Genomic DNA, 19458 nt, shown 5'->3' on the forward strand with positions numbered 1-19458 from the left:
TAAGCAGGGCGCGCTCCTCGCGTTTTTTTGGTTGTTCGCGAATGGAACGGACACTCGCCACTTGGGCGACCTCGTATCGTGGTTTACGACGAGGCAAGGGATTCTCCGTACCCTACTGAAGTGGGTGGGGAACATCTTACGCGCCTAATCAATGCATTTCCGCATTTGCGAAAGAACTCAACTTCTCACTCCGATCTCCGTAGATACATCGCATGTCACGAAAATCACGGCGTTCACAATGAAGTTCAAGAAGACCGGACTTTGAAGTTCAAGAAGACCGGACTCATCGACAAGAATCATGCGCGCTATGCGGAAATGGTTGCGTTCGAGGACAGCATCGATGCGATCCGAAAAGCAAGGGGCAAGTTCACGCGCGCCGAAATCTTTGCTCTCGGAGTTGGAACGCCTGAACATGACGCAGCCGAGCAAGATTTCTTGCGTGACATGCTCATCGCTCTCGGCGATGACCCGGACGAGCCTCTCCGGTTCGCGGAGAACCAATAGCGGTGACGGCATAAGCCCAGGAACTGAGTTGGATCTGCGCATATCCGCCCCCCAGCTGCTGTCCCCAAGTGAGCGACGGCGACCGGTAGAGAGGTGCAGGCGCACTCTTCTGAGAACCCCAACCCAACGTGCATATGACAGGCCAAGCAACCGGGAATGGCATTTCCCAAATCGAGCCTTCTTCTCCCATCAGCAGGCTAAGATATTCGCTTGACTCAATGCGGGACCGCAGGGAAGTCAGGCGAGCAGAACGGGACAGACAGCACCCGCTGGCTAGATTCCGGCAACTCCTAACGACTGCTCACGAGATTGCTGAGTTAAATCCGAGGGGGCTGCCTGATCTAGTGCGCGCCGCCGTTCGACCACTTCAGGCCAAGTACTTGCTGGGCGTTGCGGAGATGGGGCGAGATCCCTATTCGAATATTGATGCCAATGATTTCTTTGCTCCGGCTGTGCAGGACCGCCTGTATGCTGCCGATAGGATGACCTGGCGAGGTAAGGCGCTGGGAACCGATCAGATCCGTCTGCAACTCGCACGGCATATCGTCCTTCCTTGGGCCTGGAACAGGCAAAGATATGTTGGCGCTCTTGCGACCATCGGGTCAGCGAAGAACAACGACCGGGATACGGGGTGGCGCCAGGATGGCAACCATGGGGTGACGCTGTGGTTACCATGGGGAATCGGTTTCGTAACTGGTGGCAATCATTCGATCACTGCTGGGATATTGGCCGGTGAAGGCCACGTTCAGCCGGATGAGGCGTACGACATGAGTTATTTGCTTGACGAGCTGGCTTGCGATGGTCTGCACTACCGCTGCAGGAGGACGGGCAAGAAGATCTGCCCGGTTCCAGATCCTCGAACGGCAGCAGTTTTCGAGATCGGCCGCCTGATGCGTGACTTCCGAGTTGTACCATTCATCGACACTAGAGACTAACGACCGGGCCGGACGAACGGCGTGGACCGCGTAGGCTACGATCCCCATCTTTCAAGGCGATAATATAGCCTTGGCGTCCCTGGCGGAGGCGCATTGCAACCGGCTAATGCGTTGGCACACTACTTGACCTTGACGGCCCTAGTCACAGTCAAGATGTTCTCTGCTTCGTCGTCAAATCGCCCCGTCACAGAGCAGGTATCACCAAGCTTGCATTTTGAGAATATCTTTTCTGCAATCGAAGATTTGGTCATGAATACGTAGGTCCTCCCGCTTGCCACTTCCAATGCGCTATCCAGCGTTCCCGACTGGACAACTCCGGTCACAGTCTTCTCGGAGGATTTGGAAGCCGCAGGTTTCGTTGCACGCGCTGCCCCTCGGGCATTTACCGCAGAGTCATTTCCAGAACTCTGCTTCGTGACAGCCTCGGCGGCGCCAGTCTGATTCACATTCCCACCCGATTGTGAAGTCGAAGGAGCAGTCTGGCGCTGGTTGTTCGCGACAACTTTGACGTCGGCGACGGATTGCCGCATGGGCGTGTGGCCGGCGGCCTGAGAAACGGCTGTAAGGCTCAGCATCAGCCGGCAGTCCCGGCGCTTCGTCCCGTCCTGGGCATAGATGCCACCAACGCCCTCGAATCGCGCGCCTGTCGCCTGCCCGGAGACCCTTGTATTCCATGACTGGCCCTGCCCAGATTTGAACTGTCCCGGCCCCGACACCTCGAGGTGTCCACTCGGACTCATCAGCCCCCCAAGGTTTTCCACGACCCGCGGGGTCTCTCGCGTCAGCCTCACTGTATCCCCAAACACAATCATCGAGACTGGGTGGGTGAACGGCTCGGATTTGCCATCTGCCGTCGCGCCACACGACATTTCACCCTTCCACTCTCCGTTGAATGAGTCGACCTGAGCAGCAAGAACTTCGCTGCCACCGACAAAGCAGACTGCTGCCAGAACATATGCGTGCATTTTCATTATTCGTTTCTCGCTCATGTATATCGATGAATAAGTGCCACACGGATGCGCAATCCGCATCCGTAGGCGTTGGCTCCTATTGCGTAAGCAATGGTCCATAAGTCGCAGCGAAGGCAGCGCCCTGGGCGACAGATTGCAGCAGTGGACCTACGGCGCTATTTCCGTTTTTGTTGATCCATGCCGCCACCTCCCCACGTGCCTGACAGTAGGTCGTGGAGAACTTTGCGTTATCCGCGGTATAGGCCGTCCAGTCCGATTCGGCATCCAGTTGAGTCAAATCCGCGATGCCCTTGCCCGTCACGCCGGAGGCTCTCCACCGACGTAGGTGGCCAAGCCCTCATCGAACCAGGCCGGCACGTGCTTACCATTCAGCCGCGCCGCGACCTCCACATGCGAACGCTCATGCGCGAGTACGTATTGATTGCGGTCCCACGTCGCGGAGGTGAGCACGATAGTGATCCGGGGTGCGACATAGCCGCCCGCCTGCACGAATGTCCCGGCAGCCAGCGTGACGTTCCGCTGACTGGGGCCGGCAAAGTAATTTGCGCAGTCCGATGACCCGCACACCACGACGTCAGGCTCGGCAGCCTGCAGGGAGCCATACACTGCCTTGTCCAAGGCCAAGGCCGAGTGATACGCATCCGCAATGGCTGTGTACTGAGTCGAAGCGACTGCCGGATCGACAAACAGGTTGCCGCAAACCGCCACGGTCGATTTGCCGCCAAAAGCCGGCGTAGTTGCTGGCGGCGTGGTCACATCGCATGCAAGGGGCTTCTGGGCTGGCGCTGCTGGCGGGCTCGAAGCTGGCGCACTCGCCTGATCTCCGCCACCGCTGCCACAAGCCGAAAGGAACAGCGCGATACTGATTGCCCCGAAGGCATTCGAGAAATGGGTACGATTTTTCATCTTCTTGTTGATGGTCTTCAAGCGATGAGCTTGAGACCGTGAGAGACAGGTTCCAGCAGCGGCTCTTCGATGTCGTGAGAGCGGCCGGCGGTCGACCTGAGAATGGGAGGAGCTGGGAGACTTCATCGGCGAGCGGACGCGCTGCGTCGGCAGCAGCGCATCGATGCCGCACGCCTGTCACCCTTTGTGAAAGCGAAACATGAAGAACAGTGACACAAGGATCACCGTGTAGATTCCAAGGCTGTACCACACTTGCAGAAGCCTGTTGCCATGCCGGCGCTTGCTGGCAAGAACGTCCCCCCGCGAAGGGAACATGTATTCAAACCACATGAGGATGGCGCCAGGCATGAAAAAAACCCACCAGACCCACGTGCGGCGCATTGGTTGATCGCTGCTGTCATCCGGGCGCCGACTCATCGTGCATCTCCTATATCCATGTTCTCAGTACCAGTCGGCACAAGGCTCGCGAGCGCGGGCAGCCTTGCACTGCTGAAATGGATCCATTTGTTCATTCACGATCTCCGTTATAAAAACACACTTTGCGTTTGGATATCGTCCGCAAAGCTATCACAAACCAAACTCAAAGTGTGTGGTGTTGCACATCCCCGTCGGAAAAACTCCCGGCATGGGAAACCCAACTCAAAAGTGTGGAGCGCAGATGCTCTTCGCCGCCAACATGCGGCGCATCCGCAAAGAGAAAGAGTTGACGCAGGAGAAGGTGGCGGAGGGCGCCGACCTTCACGTCAACTACATCAGCTCGGTCGAACGCGGCGAGCGCAACATTTCTATCTGCAACATCGAGCGAATCGCTCTGGCGCTGGGCGTGCCAATGACCGAACTGGTCACCGAGGACGGCGCCAGGCCGCGCAGCGACTGAACCCTGGGTCGACGCCGCGTTGCATCCGACTACTTGCCACTGGCCGACTGCTTGCCCATCGCATGCACGCCGATGTACCAGGAAGGCTGGCAATCGTCGAACTGGACGCGCACACGCTGTCCTTCGCTGACCCAGTAGGCCGGGTCGATCATGTATTCGACGACGGCCTTGGGTGCGTGGCTCGCCTTGGCGCGGTGGAACACCACGTGCCTTCCCAACTCCGTTTCAGGGTCGTAGTCGACCATGGCTAGTGCCAGGTCCGGCAGGTCAGCCACAGCGCTGGCTTCTTGGTAGACCGTTCCCACTAGCCCATAGTGAGCCAGAAGACTGACGATTAGGTGCTCCGAAATCCAATAGGGGCCGTGCGGTGGATGCCCGAATTTGTCGACCGCTTGCTTTCGAACGTCCGCCAGGGTCTTGCCCGCGAGCGTGGCGATGCAAGCAAAGGCATCATCGAAATCCCCCTCCTGCTGGACCCGATTGAACGCAGGTTGAAACCCCTCTGGCGATGACGTCACGGTGGTCGGTATGGTGGCCATGTGGCACTCCTCAAAGTTGCGATGAAGATGGGCGCAGCAACGCCTGCCTGACGGCATCGGATTATCGATTGGACTTCCGGGGGGAGGCTTTCAAAGAAATCGAATCGGCGGATTCGAGGGCGCTGCGGCGCGAGTAACAACCAACCGTTGCTTCGGCGAGCCGAGGTTGGTCGCGTCGGCAGCGTACTAGGGGGCGTTGTTGCTAATCAACAACAAAATAACTTTGGCAAAACGGCCCAGAAGCGACGCCCTCTTCCGGCTTAGATGACCAAGTGCCCCAGAACAACCTCTCATGAACCGCTGGAATGCGGTGGGTTGCGTCTGTCGACCCGTACCGGCGGCGAGCGGCGAGCCGCGAGCGCGCGCGAAATCAGAAATCAGTGCCGGTCGGAAGTGGAAAAGTCCGGCTCTTCAGGAGCGGCCGGGATGGCGCGCTGACGGGCGTCGTTGTCAATCAATGACCAAACGATTTTGGTTCTGCAAATTTCCGGGGAGAGCGCCCCAGGGATAGGCTGCTGTCGGCCCAGAAGCGGTCACAGAACAAACACTGTCGCCACCGCGAAACACCCCCCTTTCTTCTACTAGCTATGCCCTGTGGGCAGTGATACGTTTCCGCATCCAAACTCCCAAAGTGGCTGATAATCGACACAGTATCATGGACTGCACTAAGTTTGGCGGGCCACGCAAAAATGCCATTGGCGCGATGGACCTAGCTTTATGAGTGTAGTTTTCGCTCCAGATGGCGCGCTCGCCAAATCTTTTTTCCCCAATGAAGATACTCAAGATCCTCGGATCAATTCTTGTTTTCTTACTCGTTGCAGGCGCAATTAGCTTAGTCTACTGGCTTTCATGGAACGGTGATTTGCCTTATCCGAAAGGCGTTACAGAACTATCCGAAAGGGGGCAGTTCGGCGATAGCTTTGGTGCGGTTAATGCCCTCGTTTCATCCTTAGCGTTTCTCGGTGTCTTCCTTACGGTGTGGATACAAGGGCGTCAGATCTCTCAGCAAGCAAAAGAATTGCAGCGACAAGCCCAACGCGATAGCGAGAATCAAGAGCGAAACGAAATTGATCAATACGAGCGTTTGCTCTTCCGTCTACTAGGCTTTTACCTTGAAGCCGTGGAAGGAGTGCGTATTGTGAGGAAGGGAAAGGAGTATGTAGGCCGGGATGCTATTAGCCGATCCCTCCAACTCATGCAAGAAACCCTGAAACAGCGAAAGATCCATTTCCTGCCGGCGGAAGCCCTTGATCGCATAAAGAACGGCACCGCGACAGCGGAGCAATTATGGCTTCTCGATTATCTTTCAATGGAAACATTTCGGGTTGTTCAATATACCATTGGATATCAGCGTCGGTTAGTATCTACATTACTGTCTCTTTTGCGACATCTTGAAAATCGATGCCCCCAGCACGCCGAGATCCGCGCGTATCGCTCCTTGGTTTGCTCGCAGATAACCCATGTCGAAGTGCAATATATTTTTAATATTGCTTTGGTTTACGCGAACGAGGCGGAACTCAGAGACTTGCTCCATAGATGCGGACTTTTTCATCAAGATTCCTCGCCTTATAATTTTCGGTTTCACAAATTTCTGTACGAGAAATATTGGGGCAAGACGGTCGGAGACAAAGAACTGGCCAGACATCTTCCTCTGAACACGAAGGAGATGGCAGAAATCCGTAGCAAGATGGATGAGCCTGTCCACGCTTCTTTGCTACGAAAGTACAAGATCAGCGAGCCATACCGCCCGGAAACGTCGGCGGAAAGAACGGAAACTGCTCCGGCTACCGAGTTCGAGCGAGCTGTATGACCGGATTGGGTCGGTAGTCGCCTCTGGTGCCGGCAAGCACCTGCCGGGTGGACCGAGGGCCGACACCGGCCACGAGCAGCCATTTCCCGTTTTGCTCGCCAAGGGCCGCTCTCCGCCCATGACAAAGTCCGTGCCTGGCGCCCCCACCAGAGCGGGGTTTAATCGCCGCCTTAGTTGTCGATTAGCAAGGTGGAGAAATCTCGCTCCAAACGCCAGGTGGAACTTAAGTATGCTGACGAAGGAAAAACTGAGGAGTTGCTTTGCCGTCGCGCTCTTGGCGACATCGCTTACCGCGTGTGGCATCAAGACTGGCGGCGCTGTCCCCGGCGGTCCTGCTGGCGAATCCGCCAAGCTGATAGGCATCTGGAAAATGAGCCCCCTGGCCGGAGGAATCGCGAATGTCGTTGAGTTCACCTCCGATGGCGAGAGTCGGCTCTACCCGTACAACTGCATCACAAGAGACCGTGAGGCGCCTGAAGCCGGGCGCTACGCGGTTGATCCGAGTCGTCGAACGATTCGGATTGCGGAGGACGGGGGCTCTCAAACACTGAAGATCATATTCGTCAGTGATGCGTTTCTGCTTCTTACGCAGGACGTCGGCGGTGAGAATCTCACTTTTCAATATGAGAAAGGCTCGGACCTCGTACCCTTATGTGGTCCGGACGATCGCTGGGAGAAGGAACGACGCAAGCGGGTGCCTTATGCCTCCTCGGATTTCGTTCCAAATCCAACGATTCCGCCCCACCCCGATATGGAGAGATACGTCGGCCGATGGGCCAACGAAAAGGGCCAGGTTCAGATCGAAGTTCAGCGTGTATCTGACGGCAGCTATCAACTGAAACTTGCGAACGATAACTGGACGTATCTCTACAATTCCGTGCATTGGAAAGACGACGAGCTGCACTTCACAAGCTTCGCCTACGCCAACCGGAGTGACCTGTTCGGCCACCCATTTCACAAGAGCTCGAATAAGGGCTTCCTTGTGCCGTTGCCAGACGGTCGTTCGATAAAGTTCGCTTTCTTCATCGGCGGCAAAAAATATGATTTTGTTTATTTTCGAAAATGAGCATTCGATGTGACCATCTCGTGCCAGTTAGTACAACCGCCACAACGCGATGCTCAAGCCTCACTGTGCAAGACGCTTGACTAACGGTGAATCGACCGCCTTCGCGCAGTACAGGCGCGCGCTCTGAGAGTCCGGCGCTCAGTTCAACCGGAGCCTTCCTTTAGATTCCGCGATCGGCCAACATATAGTGCACGGCGCAATACCGAATATGTAACAACATGACGAAACGAGCCACCACGGGAGCCGCAGTCTGTTTTGCTTTCCTGACGTCGGCCAGTGCCGCAACACACAGGACAGCATCCATTACGAGTCCCCATGGGAGTTGGTCGGCGCGGCTCTGATTCGACCCAGAGCGGTGGAGAAGATCCTGGTCGATACCGGAAACCACTGTGCGACGCTAAGACCAACCATAGCACCCCTCGCGGCTGAGGCGGTAGAGGGCTGGCAGTCGCGAAATGGCCTGTATCTTCTCCGCTCCGCGCACTACCGCAAGGATCTCCAGAACGCGATTGAAGCCAGGCCCGACTCGGGGCAAGCCCGCGGGCTACAGCGGCTCGTTGGCCCTGAGGTCGATGCGATTGTGCAGTCCCTTGCGGACAGGACGGTGGGCGGTTTCAAGAAAGATCTCGAAGACAACCCGACCGCCAGCGAAGAGTTGTGCAGGGGGTATCTCGAAGGAGCGAAGGATGGAAAGCTGGATTTGAAGATTCGTGACCCAGAGGTAGCCCAGTTTCTCGACAAAGTTTCGGTGGAGCCCAGGACACCGACCGAGCAACGCTGACAAGACGGCCTCCAGATTTCACGTCCCCCTTTGCCTGGCTCTTCTGCCCTGGGGGCCACGGAGGCTCAAAACCCGCACGCAGTGGGCCCGCCATCAGTCATCCACTGAGGCATCCATCGACGCCCGCTATGGGTGGCCGGTAGGTGCCCTTCCCCGGAAGTTTTCGAAGAATCATGATTTTGCGAGAGCTGCCCAGCAGCGACGCCCGCCATCCCGTCATCCGGCTGGGCCGACCGGGCACCGCCGATACCTCCCGCGAGACGACGAAATGCTGTGGGCGTCTATCGCTGTATACCGACGGCCGGCGCCCTAGGCTCGGACACGTGACGGTATTTCTGACGGTATACTTGTACCCTCCTGAAACCACCCCCTTGCTGGGCAAGGCTTTGCGGGCCAATTCCACCTAATTGCCAGGTACGTGGAAAGAATGCTGTCGGCGCCAAAGGAAAACCTCTCCGCCTGATTCAGGCAGCGCATTGGCGCATCAGGGCATTCAGCCTTACGCGACAACTTGCCATGCCATAAACCGCCCGCGCCTGCGCGGGCGGTTTTGCTTCGCGTGGTCATGGACGGCAATCGTCTTTCCGCGCGCCCCCTCTAGTCTTCGCTGTTGTCCGCGCCAACCGTCTCCCGCACCTTCCGCGCCAGAATCCAGCCAGAAAGTGTATGAACCGCCGCTTTTGCACCAAAAAGTGCACGATTATTGGCACAAATATTGCTCTTGCCGCAACCAGTCAGGGCGCACGACCGCTACCAGGGCGCCTGCGAAAACAATGAACAGGGGGAAGAGAATTGGCAAGCGCAGATCGCATCGTTGAACTGTCCCACCATGTCGGCCGCGTCGCGGACCGGAAAATCTCGGGCATTGCGGAAATCAACCGCGAGACAAAGTTCCTCGCGCTGAATGCGCTGATCGAAGCCGCTCGCGCGGGCGATGCCGGACGCGGCTTCAGCGTGGTGGCAAGCCAGGTAAAGCAGGTATCCGAGCGCATTTCGGCCATCACCGGGGAACTCACCAGCGAACTTGCCGGGTCCATCTCCGAACTCACGCAGCTCGGCGACGCGATGATCGGGCAGATGCGCGACCACCAGGGCCAGCGCTTCGCCGACATGGCGCTGAACATGATCGAACTGATCGACCGCAACCTGTATGAGCGTTCGTGCGACGTGCGCTGGTGGGCCACCGACGCGGCCATCGTCGCCGCCGCGGCGCAGGGCGAGGCATCTGCCTGCGCCTGGGCCAGCAAGCGGCTCGGCATCATCCTGGACAGCTATACGGTCTACCTCGACCTGTGGGTCATCGATGCGCACGGCCGCGTGATCGCGAATGGCCGCCCTGGCACCTACGGCAGCGTGGCCGGGCGCATGGTGTCGGGCGTGGACTGGTTCCGCCGCGCCATGGGTACCGCGTCGGGCCAGGACTATATCGCCCACGACATTGCCGTGTCGCGCTTCCTGAACCAGGCAGAAGTGGCAACCTACGCCACCGCGATCCGCGCCGGCGGCAAAGCCGATGGCGAGCCGATCGGGGTGCTGGCCATCTTCTTCGACTGGGCGCCGCAAGCCGCCGCGGTGGTCAGGAATGTGCGGCTGTCCGAGGAAGAATGGCGGGGCACGCGTTGCCTGCTGCTCGATTCCGGACGGCGCGTGATTGCGGCGTCCGACGGCGCCGGCGTGCTGGACGAAGTATTCCCGCTGCAGGACGGCAACGCCCCCTCAGGCTTCTACACGGACAATGCCGGCCGGCTGGTTGCCTTCGCCCGCACGCCGGGCTACGAAACCTACCCCGGCATGGGATGGTATGGCGTGATCGTTCACGACCCCCGGCAAACCGCCCGCCAATAACGTGCAGTAGCAGCTTTCCCGCGCGGTGCTTCAGACGCCGCGCAGAATCCCGGCCAGCGCGTGTGCTGGCGCGGGGACACTCCCGCCTTGCCTGCCTTGGCGTACAATATCCAGTTTGACGATGCGAGCCCCTGGCTGCCGCCCGATGGCCGGCCTGGCGCACACCCGCAGCAGTCCCCGCATGTTTGAGCCGCCGCCCGCCGGCTGACCGCTTATCCGCCCCTTATTGCCGCCCAGCAGCCATGACAATCGCCCGTACCGAAGACATCATTGCCGACATCCGTGCCGGCCGCATGGTCATTCTCGTGGATGAAGAAGACCGCGAGAATGAAGGCGACCTGGTCCTGGCTGCCGATTTCGTCACACCCGAAGCGATCAATTTCATGGCCAAGTATGGCCGCGGCCTGATCTGCCTGACATTGACAGCCGAACGCTGCCGCCAGCTGAACCTGCAGCCGATGGTCAGCCGCAACGGTACCCAGCACGGCACCAACTTCACGGTATCGATCGAAGCCGCCGAGGGCGTGACCACCGGCATTTCCGCGGCAGACCGCGCCCGCACGGTGGAAGCCGCCGTCGCACGCGACGCCAAGCCGTCCGACCTGGTGCAGCCGGGGCACATCTTCCCGCTGACCGCGCAGCCCGGCGGCGTGCTGATCCGCGCCGGCCACACCGAAGCCGGTTGCGACCTCGGCGCCCTGGCCGGCCTGACGCCGGCTGCCGTGATCTGCGAGATCATGAAGGACGACGGCACCATGGCGCGCCTGCCCGACCTGATCGAATTCGCGCGGGAACACGACCTGAAGATCGGCACCATTGCCGACCTGATCCACTACCGCAGCCGCACCGAGAGCATCGTCGAGCGCGTGGGCGAGCGGTCGATGGAAACCCCGTACGGCACCTTCCACAGCATCGCCTACCGCGACAAGCCCACCGGCCATGCCCACCTGGCGCTGGTCAAGGGCACGCCCACGGTGGACAAGGAAACGCTGGTGCGCGTGCATGAGCCCCTGTCGGTGCTCGACCTGCTGGAAGTGTCCCGCACCACCCATTCGTGGAGCATGCCGGCAGCGCTCGAAGCCATCGCCCAGGCCGAAAGCGGCGTAATGGTGCTGCTCAACTGCGGCGACTCGTCCGAACAGCTCTTCACCCAGTTCACCGCGCTGGACGAACCCCAAAGCCGCCCGCGCCGCAAGCCGGACCTGCGCACCTACGGCATGGGCGCGCAGATCCTGAAGGATGTGGGCGTGGGCAAGATGCGCGTGCTGGCGGCCCGGCAGCGCATGCCCAGCATGACCGGCTACGACCTGGAAGTGACCGGCTACCAGCCCATGAACGGGCAGGCCGACTGAGACTGAATATCCTGGCGGCCGCGCCCGGTCGTGGCCGCCCCCCCGAACTCTGGAGAACTGAACAATGGATCACGGCTTCTACCCCAGCAACCTCGACGGTGAAGGCCTGCGTATCGGCATCGTGCAGGCCCGCTTCAACGAGCCGGTCTGCGCCGAGCTGCTCGAAGCCTGCGTGGCCGAGCTGGAAAAGCTCGGTGTCGAAGGCGAAGACACCCTGGTGGTGACCGTGCCGGGCGCGCTGGAAGTGCCGCTGGCACTGCAGAAGATGGCCGAAAGCGGCCAGTTCGACGCACTGGTGGCGCTGGGCGCCGTGGTGCGCGGCGAAACCTACCATTTCGAGCTGGTCTCGAACGAGTCCGGCGCCGGCATCACCCGCGTTGGCCTGGACTTCAACGTGCCCATCGCCAACGGCATCCTGACCGTCGACACGGACGAGCAGGCCCATGCCCGCACGCGCGAGAAGGGCCGCGACTGCGCCCGCGCCGCCGTGGAAATGGCCAACCTGGTGGTTGCCCTGGATTCGCTGCGCGAGCACAACGGCGACGATGAAGACGAGAACGACGATGAGTGACACGCCTGAAACCGGCAAGCCGGCGGCCGGCGCCAAGCCCGCCGCCCGCACCGAAGCCAAGGCCCCGCCCAAGAGCGCGCGCCGCCGCTCGCGCGAGCTGGCCCTGCAGGGCCTCTACCAGTGGCTGCTGAACCGCAACGACATCGGCGCGATCCAGGCTCACCTGCACGACGCACAGGGCTTCAACAAGGCCGACGGCGAGCATTTCGACGCGCTGCTGAATGGCGCCGTGCGCGAAGAGGCCCGCCTGACCGCGGCCTTCGAGCCGTTCCTGGACCGCACGGTCAATGAACTGTCGCCGGTGGAACGTGCCGCCCTGCTGGTGGGCAGCTATGAGCTCGTGCATTGCGTCGACATCCCCTACAAGGTCGTGATCAACGAAGCCGTTGAACTGACCAAGACCTTTGGCGGCGTCGAGGGCTACAAGTACGTGAACGGCGTACTGGACAAGCTCGCCGCCCAGGTGCGCTCGGCCGAGGTCGCCGCGCGCCGCTGAAGCACCGGGCCCGCGGGCCCCGCCCTGCTTCGATACGACACCCGCGCGAGCGGGTGTTTTCACTTCCAATCATTGCCAGCCTGTAAAGGCACAGCCCAAACCGCCATGGACCTGCAGCGCCTTGCCACCGCCTCCCGCCTCGCCAATATCGAAGCCTTCCACGTCATGGAGCTGGCCAAGCAGGCTAACGAGCTGGAACGCGCCGGCCGCCACATCATCCACATGGGAATCGGCGAGCCGGACTTCACCGCCGCCGAGCCGGTCGTGCGCGCGGCGGAAGCCGCCATGCGGCGCGGCGTCACGCAATACACCGGCGCGCTGGGCATCCACGCGCTGCGCGAGGCGATCGCCGGCTACTACAAGACGATGTACGGCCTGGAGATCCCGGCGCGGCGCGTGATCGTCACGGCCGGGGCCTCGGGCGCGCTGCTGCTGGCTTGCGCGGTGCTGGTGGAGATCGGGGCCGAGGTACTGATGCCGGACCCGAGCTACCCCTGCAACCGGCATTTCGTCGCGGCTTTCGATGGCGCGGCGCGCATGATCCCGAGCGGCCCCGCCGAGCGCTTCCAGCTGACGGCCGCGCAAGTCGAAACGCACTGGAACGAGCGCACGCGCGGCGTACTGCTGGCCTCGCCGTCAAACCCGACCGGCACCTCGATCCTGCCCGAAGAACTCGCGCGCATCCTGCAGGCGGTGCGCGCCCGCCAGGGCTTCGCCATCCTCGACGAGATCTACCAGGGCCTGTCTTACGATGCGCCGCCGGTCTCGGCACTGAGCCTCGACGACAACGTCGTGACCGTCAACAGCTTCTCGAAGTACTTCAACATGACCGGCTGGCGCCTGGGCTGGCTGGTGGTGCCGGACGCGCTGGTGCCCGATTTCGAGAAAGTGGCGCAGAACCTCTTTATCTGCGCATCGGCCGTGGCGCAGCATGCCGCGCTGGCCTGCTTCGAGCCGGACGCAATGGCCATCTATGACGAACGCAAGGCCGAATTCCGCCGCCGCCGCGACCTGATCGTGCCGGCGCTGGAATCGCTCGGCCTGCACGTGCCGGTCATGCCGGATGGCGCCTTCTATGTCTACGCGGATTGCCGTGGCGTGAACCACGCCGCCGCCGGCGATGCCGACAAGCTGACCCAGGCGATGCTGCACGATGCCGGCGTCGTCATGGTGCCCGGCCAGGATTTCGGGCCCCACACGGCGCGCGACTACATCCGGATCTCCTACGCGACCTCGCGCCAGAACATCGAGCAAGCCATGGAGCGGCTGCAAAAGCTGTTCCGCTGATCCGCTGATCCGCTGTTCCGCTGTTCCGCTGTTCCGCTGTTCCGCTGTTCCGCTGTTCCGCTGTTCCGCCGGGCTGCACAGGGAAAAGAAAAAAGCACCCCGCGGGGTGCTTTTTCGTCTCGGCGCAAGACGCCGCTCAGGCGCTCTGCTGCGTGTTGCTCGCCGCCTCCAGCTTCTCGCCGTTCTGGCGGTGCTCCGCCTGCGCCTTGCCCTCGGCAGCCTTCTCGGCCTGCGCGTCGGCAACGCGCACGCCCAGCAGCTGGCGCAGGCGTGCGCGCTCGGCCAGCACCTTGGCGCCGTAGCCGCCGTCGGTATTGGTGGTGGCACCCACGTAGTACTTCAGGCCGCCTTCGATCGAACCGGCGCGGGCAATGCAGTCCTTCAGCACCAGTGCGCCGATCTTGATATTGGCGTACGGGTTCAGTGCAGCGGCCACGCCGCCGACGGCTTCGTACTTGTCCTGGTGCACCTTGGTCATCACCTGCATCAGGCCCTGCGCACCGACACCACTTTCGGCATACGGATTGAAGCTGGACTCGATCGCGATCACGCCCAGGATCAGCAGCGGGTCGATACCGACCTCGCGGCCCGTCAGGTAGGCTGCCTTGACCAGTTGCGCGGTGGCCTGCGCCGCCACGCGGTACTTGCGCGCAATATACTCAGCCACGGCCGCCTGTTCGCGCGCGGAGCCAAGCGCGCTGGTGCTGCGGGCGTCGAGCGCCACGCGGGTCACCGGGATCTGGGCCGCCAGGTGGGCCACGGATGGCACCTTGGCGGCTGCCGCCACGCTCCATTCATCCACGCCCGACACGGTCGGCAGGCCGGCGCGGCCGTAACCGAGCCTGGCCGCCGCGGCATCCGCCGAACTCGACGGTACGGCGGTACTTGCGGTAGCGGGCGCCGCAGCCCCCACGAGCACTGCGGGCGCTTCATCGCCGGCAAGCAACGCCGCCAGCGTGGTGCGCCATTCCTGGCTCAGCGACAGCGAGACGGCCGTAACGACCGATACCACGCCGAGGCTGTTCAGGGCGTACTTCAAAGTTGTGCGGCCACCGCGCAAGGCGCGGCCCGCGACCGGATGCGCGAACCGGAACTGAAATGCCCGATTCACTCCGGGTACCGGCTTTCTGAGGCGGACCTGCAATGCCCGCCCGATGCCGGGAAGATGAAGGGTTTTCCAACCGCTCATGCTTACCTCCATCCGTTGCCCGCTGCGCGCGCCCAGACAGCTGCACGCACCCGATCTCAACGTACTCAAGTAAGGATGCTGCGCTGCCTAGCAGTGGCAACCAGCACCTGTTGGTGGGCGCTCCCCATGCGCCCAACTAGAAACAGGGCACGCTCTTGGGGGAACGCGCCCTGCCACGGACAACTCAATACGCTCCGGCGAGTCGCCAGAGCGGCCGGTCGGGCCTCATGTCTGTCGGGCCACCGCTACCGGTCTGGATGGAGGAATCTTCTGCTCACAAATTTCTATGTGCACCCCTTGACACAAGGGGAGATTCCATGTTGCGTCGCAACAGTCCATCGAGCAGACGCGATTGTAGGAACGCTTTTATAACCAGTCAAGCATAACGATTTATCATAACCATACTTTTTGTTATTAGTAACAAGGCACCCCAGGTCACGCAAGCGCCACTCGATTGCCCGGAATCGTAGGCCTGGCCTAGGCCCATACCGATTCGAGCGAGGCGCCGGGTATCAAAAAACTTACAATTTGCGTTGACGCAAATAAGCGATTTTTTTGCCGGGACGCCTGCGCGTGTGTATCGTGGCACACACCGCAGCCACGCACCGGCGCTGCTGCGACGCCACATCAGGACCTGAATTCACTATGCAATACAAAGACTTGCGCGATTTCATCAACCAGCTCGAGCAGCTGGGAGAGCTGCGACGCACGCGCGTGCCGGTGTCCCCCAACCTGGAAATGACGGAGATCTGCGACCGTCTGCTGCGCGCTGGCGGGCCGGCTGTCCTGTTCGAGCGTCCGGCCGGCTTTGGCAGCCCTGAGGGCATCTATGGCGTCCCGGTACTCGCCAATCTCTTCGGGACGACGCACAGGGTGGCGCTGGGCATGGGCGCGGAATCGCTCGAAGACCTGCGCGACATCGGCCGCGTGCTGTCGGCCCTGAAGGAGCCCGAGCCGCCACGCGGACTGCGCGAGGCCGGCAAGCTGTTCACGCTGGCCAAGTCGGTCTGGGACATGGCGCCCAAGCGCGTCAGCAGCCCCGCCTGCCAGGAGATCGTCTGGGAAGGCAATGACGTCGACCTGGCGCGCTTGCCGATCCAGACCTGCTGGCCCGGCGATGCCGCGCCGCTGATCACTTGGGGGCTGGTCGTCACCAAGGGCCCGCACAAGAAGCGCCAGAACCTGGGGATCTACCGCCAGCAGGTGATCAGCCGCAACCAGGTCATCATGCGCTGGCTGGCGCACCGCGGTGGCGCGCTCGACTTTCGCGAACACGCGCTGGCCAATCCCGGCAAGCCGTTCCCGATCGCAGTGGCGCTCGGCGCCGACCCGGCCACCATCCTCGGTGCGGTCACGCCGGTGCCGGACACGCTCTCCGAATACCAGTTCGCCGGCCTGCTGCGCGGCAGCCGCACGGCACTGGCCGGCTGCCTGACGCCGACACTGTCCGAACTGAGCGTGCCGGCCTCGGCCGAGATCGTGCTGGAAGGGCATATCCAGCCCGACCCGGACCATCCGTCGGGTTACCAGCACGCGCTCGAAGGCCCCTATGGCGACCACACCGGCTATTACAACGAGCAGGACTGGTTTCCGGTCTTCACGATCGACCGCATCACCATGCGGCGCGACCCGATCTACCACTCGACCTACACCGGCAAGCCGCCCGATGAGCCGGCGGTGCTCGGCGTGGCGCTCAACGAGGTGTTCGTGCCGCTGCTGCAGAAGCAGTTCCCGGAAATCACCGACTTCTACCTGCCGCCCGAAGGCTGCAGCTACCGCATGGCACTGGTGCGCATTAAGAAGCAGTATGCCGGCCACGCCAAGCGCGTGATGTTCGGCGTGTGGAGCTTCCTGCGCCAGTTCATGTACACCAAGTTCATCGTGGTCGTGGACGACGACATCGACGTGCGCGACTGGAAGGAAGTGATCTGGGCCATCACCACGCGCGTCGATCCGTCGCGCGACACGGTCATGGTGGAGAACACGCCGATCGACTACCTGGACTTTGCCTCGCCGGTGTCCGGGCTGGGCTCCAAGATGGGCATCGACGCCACCGACAAGTGGCCGGGCGAGACCACGCGCGAGTGGGGCCGCACGATCAGCATGGATCCGGCCGTGAAGGCCAGGGTGGACGACATGATGGCCACCCTGTTCGACCATCCCGCCAGCGCGTGAGCCCGGGCGCCGCTATCATGGCAGGCTGAACCGCGGAGCGGCGCGAGAGGCACCCGTGCCGCCCCGTTCGCCTTCACCATCCGATGCCCGCGACAGACGGGCGCCAGGAGGAGACATGACCACCCTTGCAGAAGGGAAAGAAGGGAAGCTGATGTGGACGCCGTCTGCCGCATTCCGCGACGGCAGCCAGCTCGCGCAGTTCATGCGCTGGCTGCAGCGCGAGCGCGGGCTCGCGTTCGACGACTACGCCAGTCTCTGGCGGTGGTCGGTCACCGAGATCGAAGCTTTCTGGGATGCGGTGCGCGCGCACTTCGACGTGCGCTTCGACACGCCCGCGCAAAGTGTGCTGGACCGGCGCGTGATGCCCGGCGCGCGCTGGTTCGAGGGCGCGAGCCTGAACTACGTGCAGCAGGTGTTCCGCCATGCCGGCAGCGGCGCGGCCCGCCAGCGCGCGGCCATCCGCCATGCAGGCGAGAATCGCCCCCTTGAAGACGTGAGCTGGGATACGCTCGAAGCCCAGGTTGCGTCGCTCGCGCATGCGCTGCGCCAGATGGGCGTACGCCGCGGCGACCGCGTGGCCGGCTACCTGCCGAATATTCCCGCGACCATCGTTGCCTTCCTCGCCACGGCCAGTCTCGGCGCGGTATGGTCGGGCTGCGCGCCGGACATGGGCCAGGTCGCGGTGATCGACCGTTTCCGCCAGATCGAACCGCGTGTGCTGATCGCGGTCGACGGCTATCGCTACGGTGGCAAGGATTATGACCGTGCCCCGGTGGTGGCGGATCTTGTCGCCGCCCTGCCCTCGCTCACCGATGTCGTCATCGTCCCGCACACTGGCAACGGGGTCATCGCACGCGATGGCGTAAGCGTCCATGCATGGCAGGACGTGCTGTGCCACCGCGTGCCGCTCGCCGTCGAATCGGTGCCCTTCGACCATCCGCTGTGGATCGTCTATTCGTCCGGCACCACGGGCATGCCCAAGCCGATCGTGCATGGCCATGGCGGCATCGTCATCGAGCAGCTCAAGCTGATGGCGTTCCACAACAACCTCGGCCCCGACGACGTGTTCCACTGGTACAGCAGCAGCGGCTGGATCATGTGGAACGCGCAGGTCGCCGGACTGCTGCTGGGCACGACCATCGCGCTCTATGACGGCAACCCGGCGTGGCCGGATGCAGGCGTGCTGTGGCGCTTTGTCGACGACGCGCGCGTCACGATGTTCGGCGCCGGAGCGGCCTTCTTCACCAACTGCATGAAGGCCGGCGTCGAGCCGGCGCGCATGGCCGACGTGTCGCGGCTGCGCGGCCTGGGCTCGACCGGCTCGCCGCTGCCGGAGGAAGCCTATGCATGGATCTACCGCCACGTGCGCAGCGATATCTGGCTGGTGCCCATGTCCGGCGGCACCGATTTCGCCGGGTCCTTCGTTGCCGGCTGCCCACTGCTTCCGGTGTATGCGGGCGAGATGCAGTGCCGCTGCCTCGGCGCCAAGGTAGAGGCCTTTGACGAGAACGGACAGGCTCTGATCGACCAGGTCGGCGAACTGGTCTGCACCGAACCCATGCCGTCGATGCCGCTGTACCTGTGGGGCGACGCCGACGGCAAGCGCTACCGCGACAGCTACTTCGACACCTACCCCGGCGTGTGGCGGCATGGCGACTGGATTCGGATCACCGCGCGTGGCGGCGCCATCATCTACGGACGCTCCGACGCCACCATCAACCGGCACGGTATCCGCATGGGCACCAGCGAGCTGTACCGCGTGGTGGAAGAGCTGCCCGAAGTCCTGGACAGCATGGTGGTGGATCTCGAGTACCTGGGCCGGGATTCGTACATGCCGCTATTCGTGGTGCTGCGCGACGGACTGGTGCTGGACGATGCCCTGCGCGATAGGCTGCGCAGCCGCATTCGCGACGCGCTGTCGTCCCGCCACGTGCCCAACGAGATCCTCCAGGCGCCGGCCATCCCGCGCACGCTGTCCGGCAAGAAGATGGAAGTGCCAATCAAGAAGCTGCTGCTGGGGCATGCACCGCACAGCATCGCCAACCGCGACGCCATGGCCAATCCGGACAGCCTGGACTGGTATTTCGCCTACGCCGGGCGATATCTTGCGGCTCGGCAGGCAGACTCCGCCCCGGCCTGAAGCGCCGTGCGCCC

General features: G+C 62.1%; 19 protein-coding genes. 13 read left to right on the forward strand and 6 right to left on the reverse strand.

Features of this window, described 5'->3' with window-relative positions:
* The first annotated feature begins 261 nt into the window (after positions 1–261).
* Both CupriaWKF_RS12505 and CupriaWKF_RS12510 read left to right on the forward strand, forming a co-directional pair.
* On the forward strand, positions 262–504 hold the full coding sequence (locus tag CupriaWKF_RS12505; RefSeq protein WP_276098182.1) for a hypothetical protein: 243 nt from the start codon (positions 262–264) through the stop codon (positions 502–504).
* 218 nt (positions 505–722) lie between these two features.
* Positions 723–1439, forward strand: coding sequence for a DUF6710 family protein (locus CupriaWKF_RS12510; protein ID WP_346348605.1), 717 nt, complete (start codon positions 723–725; stop codon positions 1437–1439).
* A gap of 119 nt (positions 1440–1558) precedes the next feature.
* On the opposite strand, the gene CupriaWKF_RS12515 is transcribed toward CupriaWKF_RS12510, so the two are convergent.
* From CupriaWKF_RS12515 to CupriaWKF_RS12530, 4 genes are all read right to left on the reverse strand, one after another.
* The gene (locus tag CupriaWKF_RS12515; RefSeq protein WP_276098184.1) at positions 1559–2428 is read right to left on the reverse strand and encodes a hypothetical protein; all 870 of its coding nucleotides are present in this window, start codon (positions 2426–2428) and stop codon (positions 1559–1561) included.
* A gap of 58 nt (positions 2429–2486) precedes the next feature.
* Positions 2487–2711 carry a hypothetical protein gene (locus CupriaWKF_RS12520; RefSeq protein WP_276098185.1) on the reverse strand — a complete coding sequence of 75 codons (225 nt, stop codon included), beginning with the start codon at positions 2709–2711 and terminating at the stop codon, positions 2487–2489.
* Positions 2708–3337, reverse strand: coding sequence for a hypothetical protein (locus tag CupriaWKF_RS12525; RefSeq protein WP_276098186.1), 630 nt, complete (start codon positions 3335–3337; stop codon positions 2708–2710). Before CupriaWKF_RS12525 ends, CupriaWKF_RS12520 begins: the two co-directional genes overlap by 4 nt.
* Positions 3338–3493: 156 nt before the next feature.
* Positions 3494–3733, reverse strand: coding sequence for a hypothetical protein (locus CupriaWKF_RS12530; protein ID WP_276098187.1), 240 nt, complete (start codon positions 3731–3733; stop codon positions 3494–3496).
* 241 nt (positions 3734–3974) lie between these two features.
* Between CupriaWKF_RS12530 and CupriaWKF_RS12535 the strand changes: the two genes are divergently transcribed.
* Positions 3975–4193: a helix-turn-helix transcriptional regulator gene (locus tag CupriaWKF_RS12535; RefSeq protein ID WP_276098188.1), complete on the forward strand. Its 219-nt coding sequence runs from the start codon at positions 3975–3977 to the stop codon at positions 4191–4193.
* A gap of 29 nt (positions 4194–4222) precedes the next feature.
* Here CupriaWKF_RS12535 and CupriaWKF_RS12540 read toward each other — a convergent pair whose 3' ends face one another.
* The gene (locus CupriaWKF_RS12540) at positions 4223–4732 is read right to left on the reverse strand and encodes a hypothetical protein (RefSeq protein ID WP_276098189.1); all 510 of its coding nucleotides are present in this window, start codon (positions 4730–4732) and stop codon (positions 4223–4225) included.
* A gap of 769 nt (positions 4733–5501) precedes the next feature.
* Between CupriaWKF_RS12540 and CupriaWKF_RS12545 the strand changes: the two genes are divergently transcribed.
* The 8 genes from CupriaWKF_RS12545 to CupriaWKF_RS12580 all read left to right on the forward strand — a co-directional run bounded on the left by CupriaWKF_RS12545 (position 5502) and on the right by CupriaWKF_RS12580 (position 13940).
* A complete protein-coding gene (locus CupriaWKF_RS12545; protein ID WP_276098190.1) occupies positions 5502–6542 on the forward strand; it encodes a hypothetical protein in 1041 nt (346 codons plus the stop codon).
* A gap of 229 nt (positions 6543–6771) precedes the next feature.
* Positions 6772–7608 carry a hypothetical protein gene (locus tag CupriaWKF_RS12550; protein ID WP_276098191.1) on the forward strand — a complete coding sequence of 279 codons (837 nt, stop codon included), beginning with the start codon at positions 6772–6774 and terminating at the stop codon, positions 7606–7608.
* 355 nt (positions 7609–7963) lie between these two features.
* Positions 7964–8389 carry a hypothetical protein gene (locus CupriaWKF_RS12555; RefSeq protein WP_276098192.1) on the forward strand — a complete coding sequence of 142 codons (426 nt, stop codon included), beginning with the start codon at positions 7964–7966 and terminating at the stop codon, positions 8387–8389.
* 792 nt (positions 8390–9181) lie between these two features.
* A complete protein-coding gene (locus CupriaWKF_RS12560) occupies positions 9182–10234 on the forward strand; it encodes a methyl-accepting chemotaxis protein (protein ID WP_276098193.1) in 1053 nt (350 codons plus the stop codon).
* Positions 10235–10476: 242 nt separating this feature from the next.
* Positions 10477–11586, forward strand: a complete 1110-nt coding sequence (gene ribBA / locus CupriaWKF_RS12565) for a bifunctional 3,4-dihydroxy-2-butanone-4-phosphate synthase/GTP cyclohydrolase II (RefSeq protein ID WP_276098194.1) — start codon at positions 10477–10479, stop codon at positions 11584–11586.
* 64 nt (positions 11587–11650) lie between these two features.
* The gene (gene ribH, locus CupriaWKF_RS12570) at positions 11651–12157 is read left to right on the forward strand and encodes a 6,7-dimethyl-8-ribityllumazine synthase (protein WP_276098195.1); all 507 of its coding nucleotides are present in this window, start codon (positions 11651–11653) and stop codon (positions 12155–12157) included.
* Positions 12150–12653 carry a transcription antitermination factor NusB gene (gene nusB, locus CupriaWKF_RS12575; RefSeq protein WP_276098196.1) on the forward strand — a complete coding sequence of 168 codons (504 nt, stop codon included), beginning with the start codon at positions 12150–12152 and terminating at the stop codon, positions 12651–12653. Before ribH ends, nusB begins: the two co-directional genes overlap by 8 nt.
* Positions 12654–12758: 105 nt before the next feature.
* Complete coding sequence (locus tag CupriaWKF_RS12580; RefSeq protein WP_276098197.1) at positions 12759–13940, forward strand: pyridoxal phosphate-dependent aminotransferase; 1182 nt, start codon at positions 12759–12761, stop codon at positions 13938–13940.
* 136 nt (positions 13941–14076) lie between these two features.
* Here CupriaWKF_RS12580 and CupriaWKF_RS12585 read toward each other — a convergent pair whose 3' ends face one another.
* On the reverse strand, positions 14077–15129 hold the full coding sequence (locus tag CupriaWKF_RS12585; protein WP_276098198.1) for a lytic transglycosylase domain-containing protein: 1053 nt from the start codon (positions 15127–15129) through the stop codon (positions 14077–14079).
* 645 nt (positions 15130–15774) lie between these two features.
* On the opposite strand from CupriaWKF_RS12585, the gene ubiD reads away from it, so the two are divergent.
* Together ubiD and CupriaWKF_RS12595 are read left to right on the forward strand one after the other, a co-directional pair.
* A complete protein-coding gene (ubiD, locus tag CupriaWKF_RS12590; RefSeq protein ID WP_276098199.1) occupies positions 15775–17304 on the forward strand; it encodes a 4-hydroxy-3-polyprenylbenzoate decarboxylase in 1530 nt (509 codons plus the stop codon).
* Positions 17305–17419: 115 nt separating this feature from the next.
* The gene (locus tag CupriaWKF_RS12595) at positions 17420–19444 is read left to right on the forward strand and encodes an acetoacetate--CoA ligase (protein WP_276098200.1); all 2025 of its coding nucleotides are present in this window, start codon (positions 17420–17422) and stop codon (positions 19442–19444) included.
* The last annotated feature ends 14 nt before the right edge of the window (positions 19445–19458 follow it).

This window comes from Cupriavidus sp. WKF15, from assembly GCF_029278605.1.
GTDB lineage: Bacteria > Pseudomonadota > Gammaproteobacteria > Burkholderiales > Burkholderiaceae > Cupriavidus.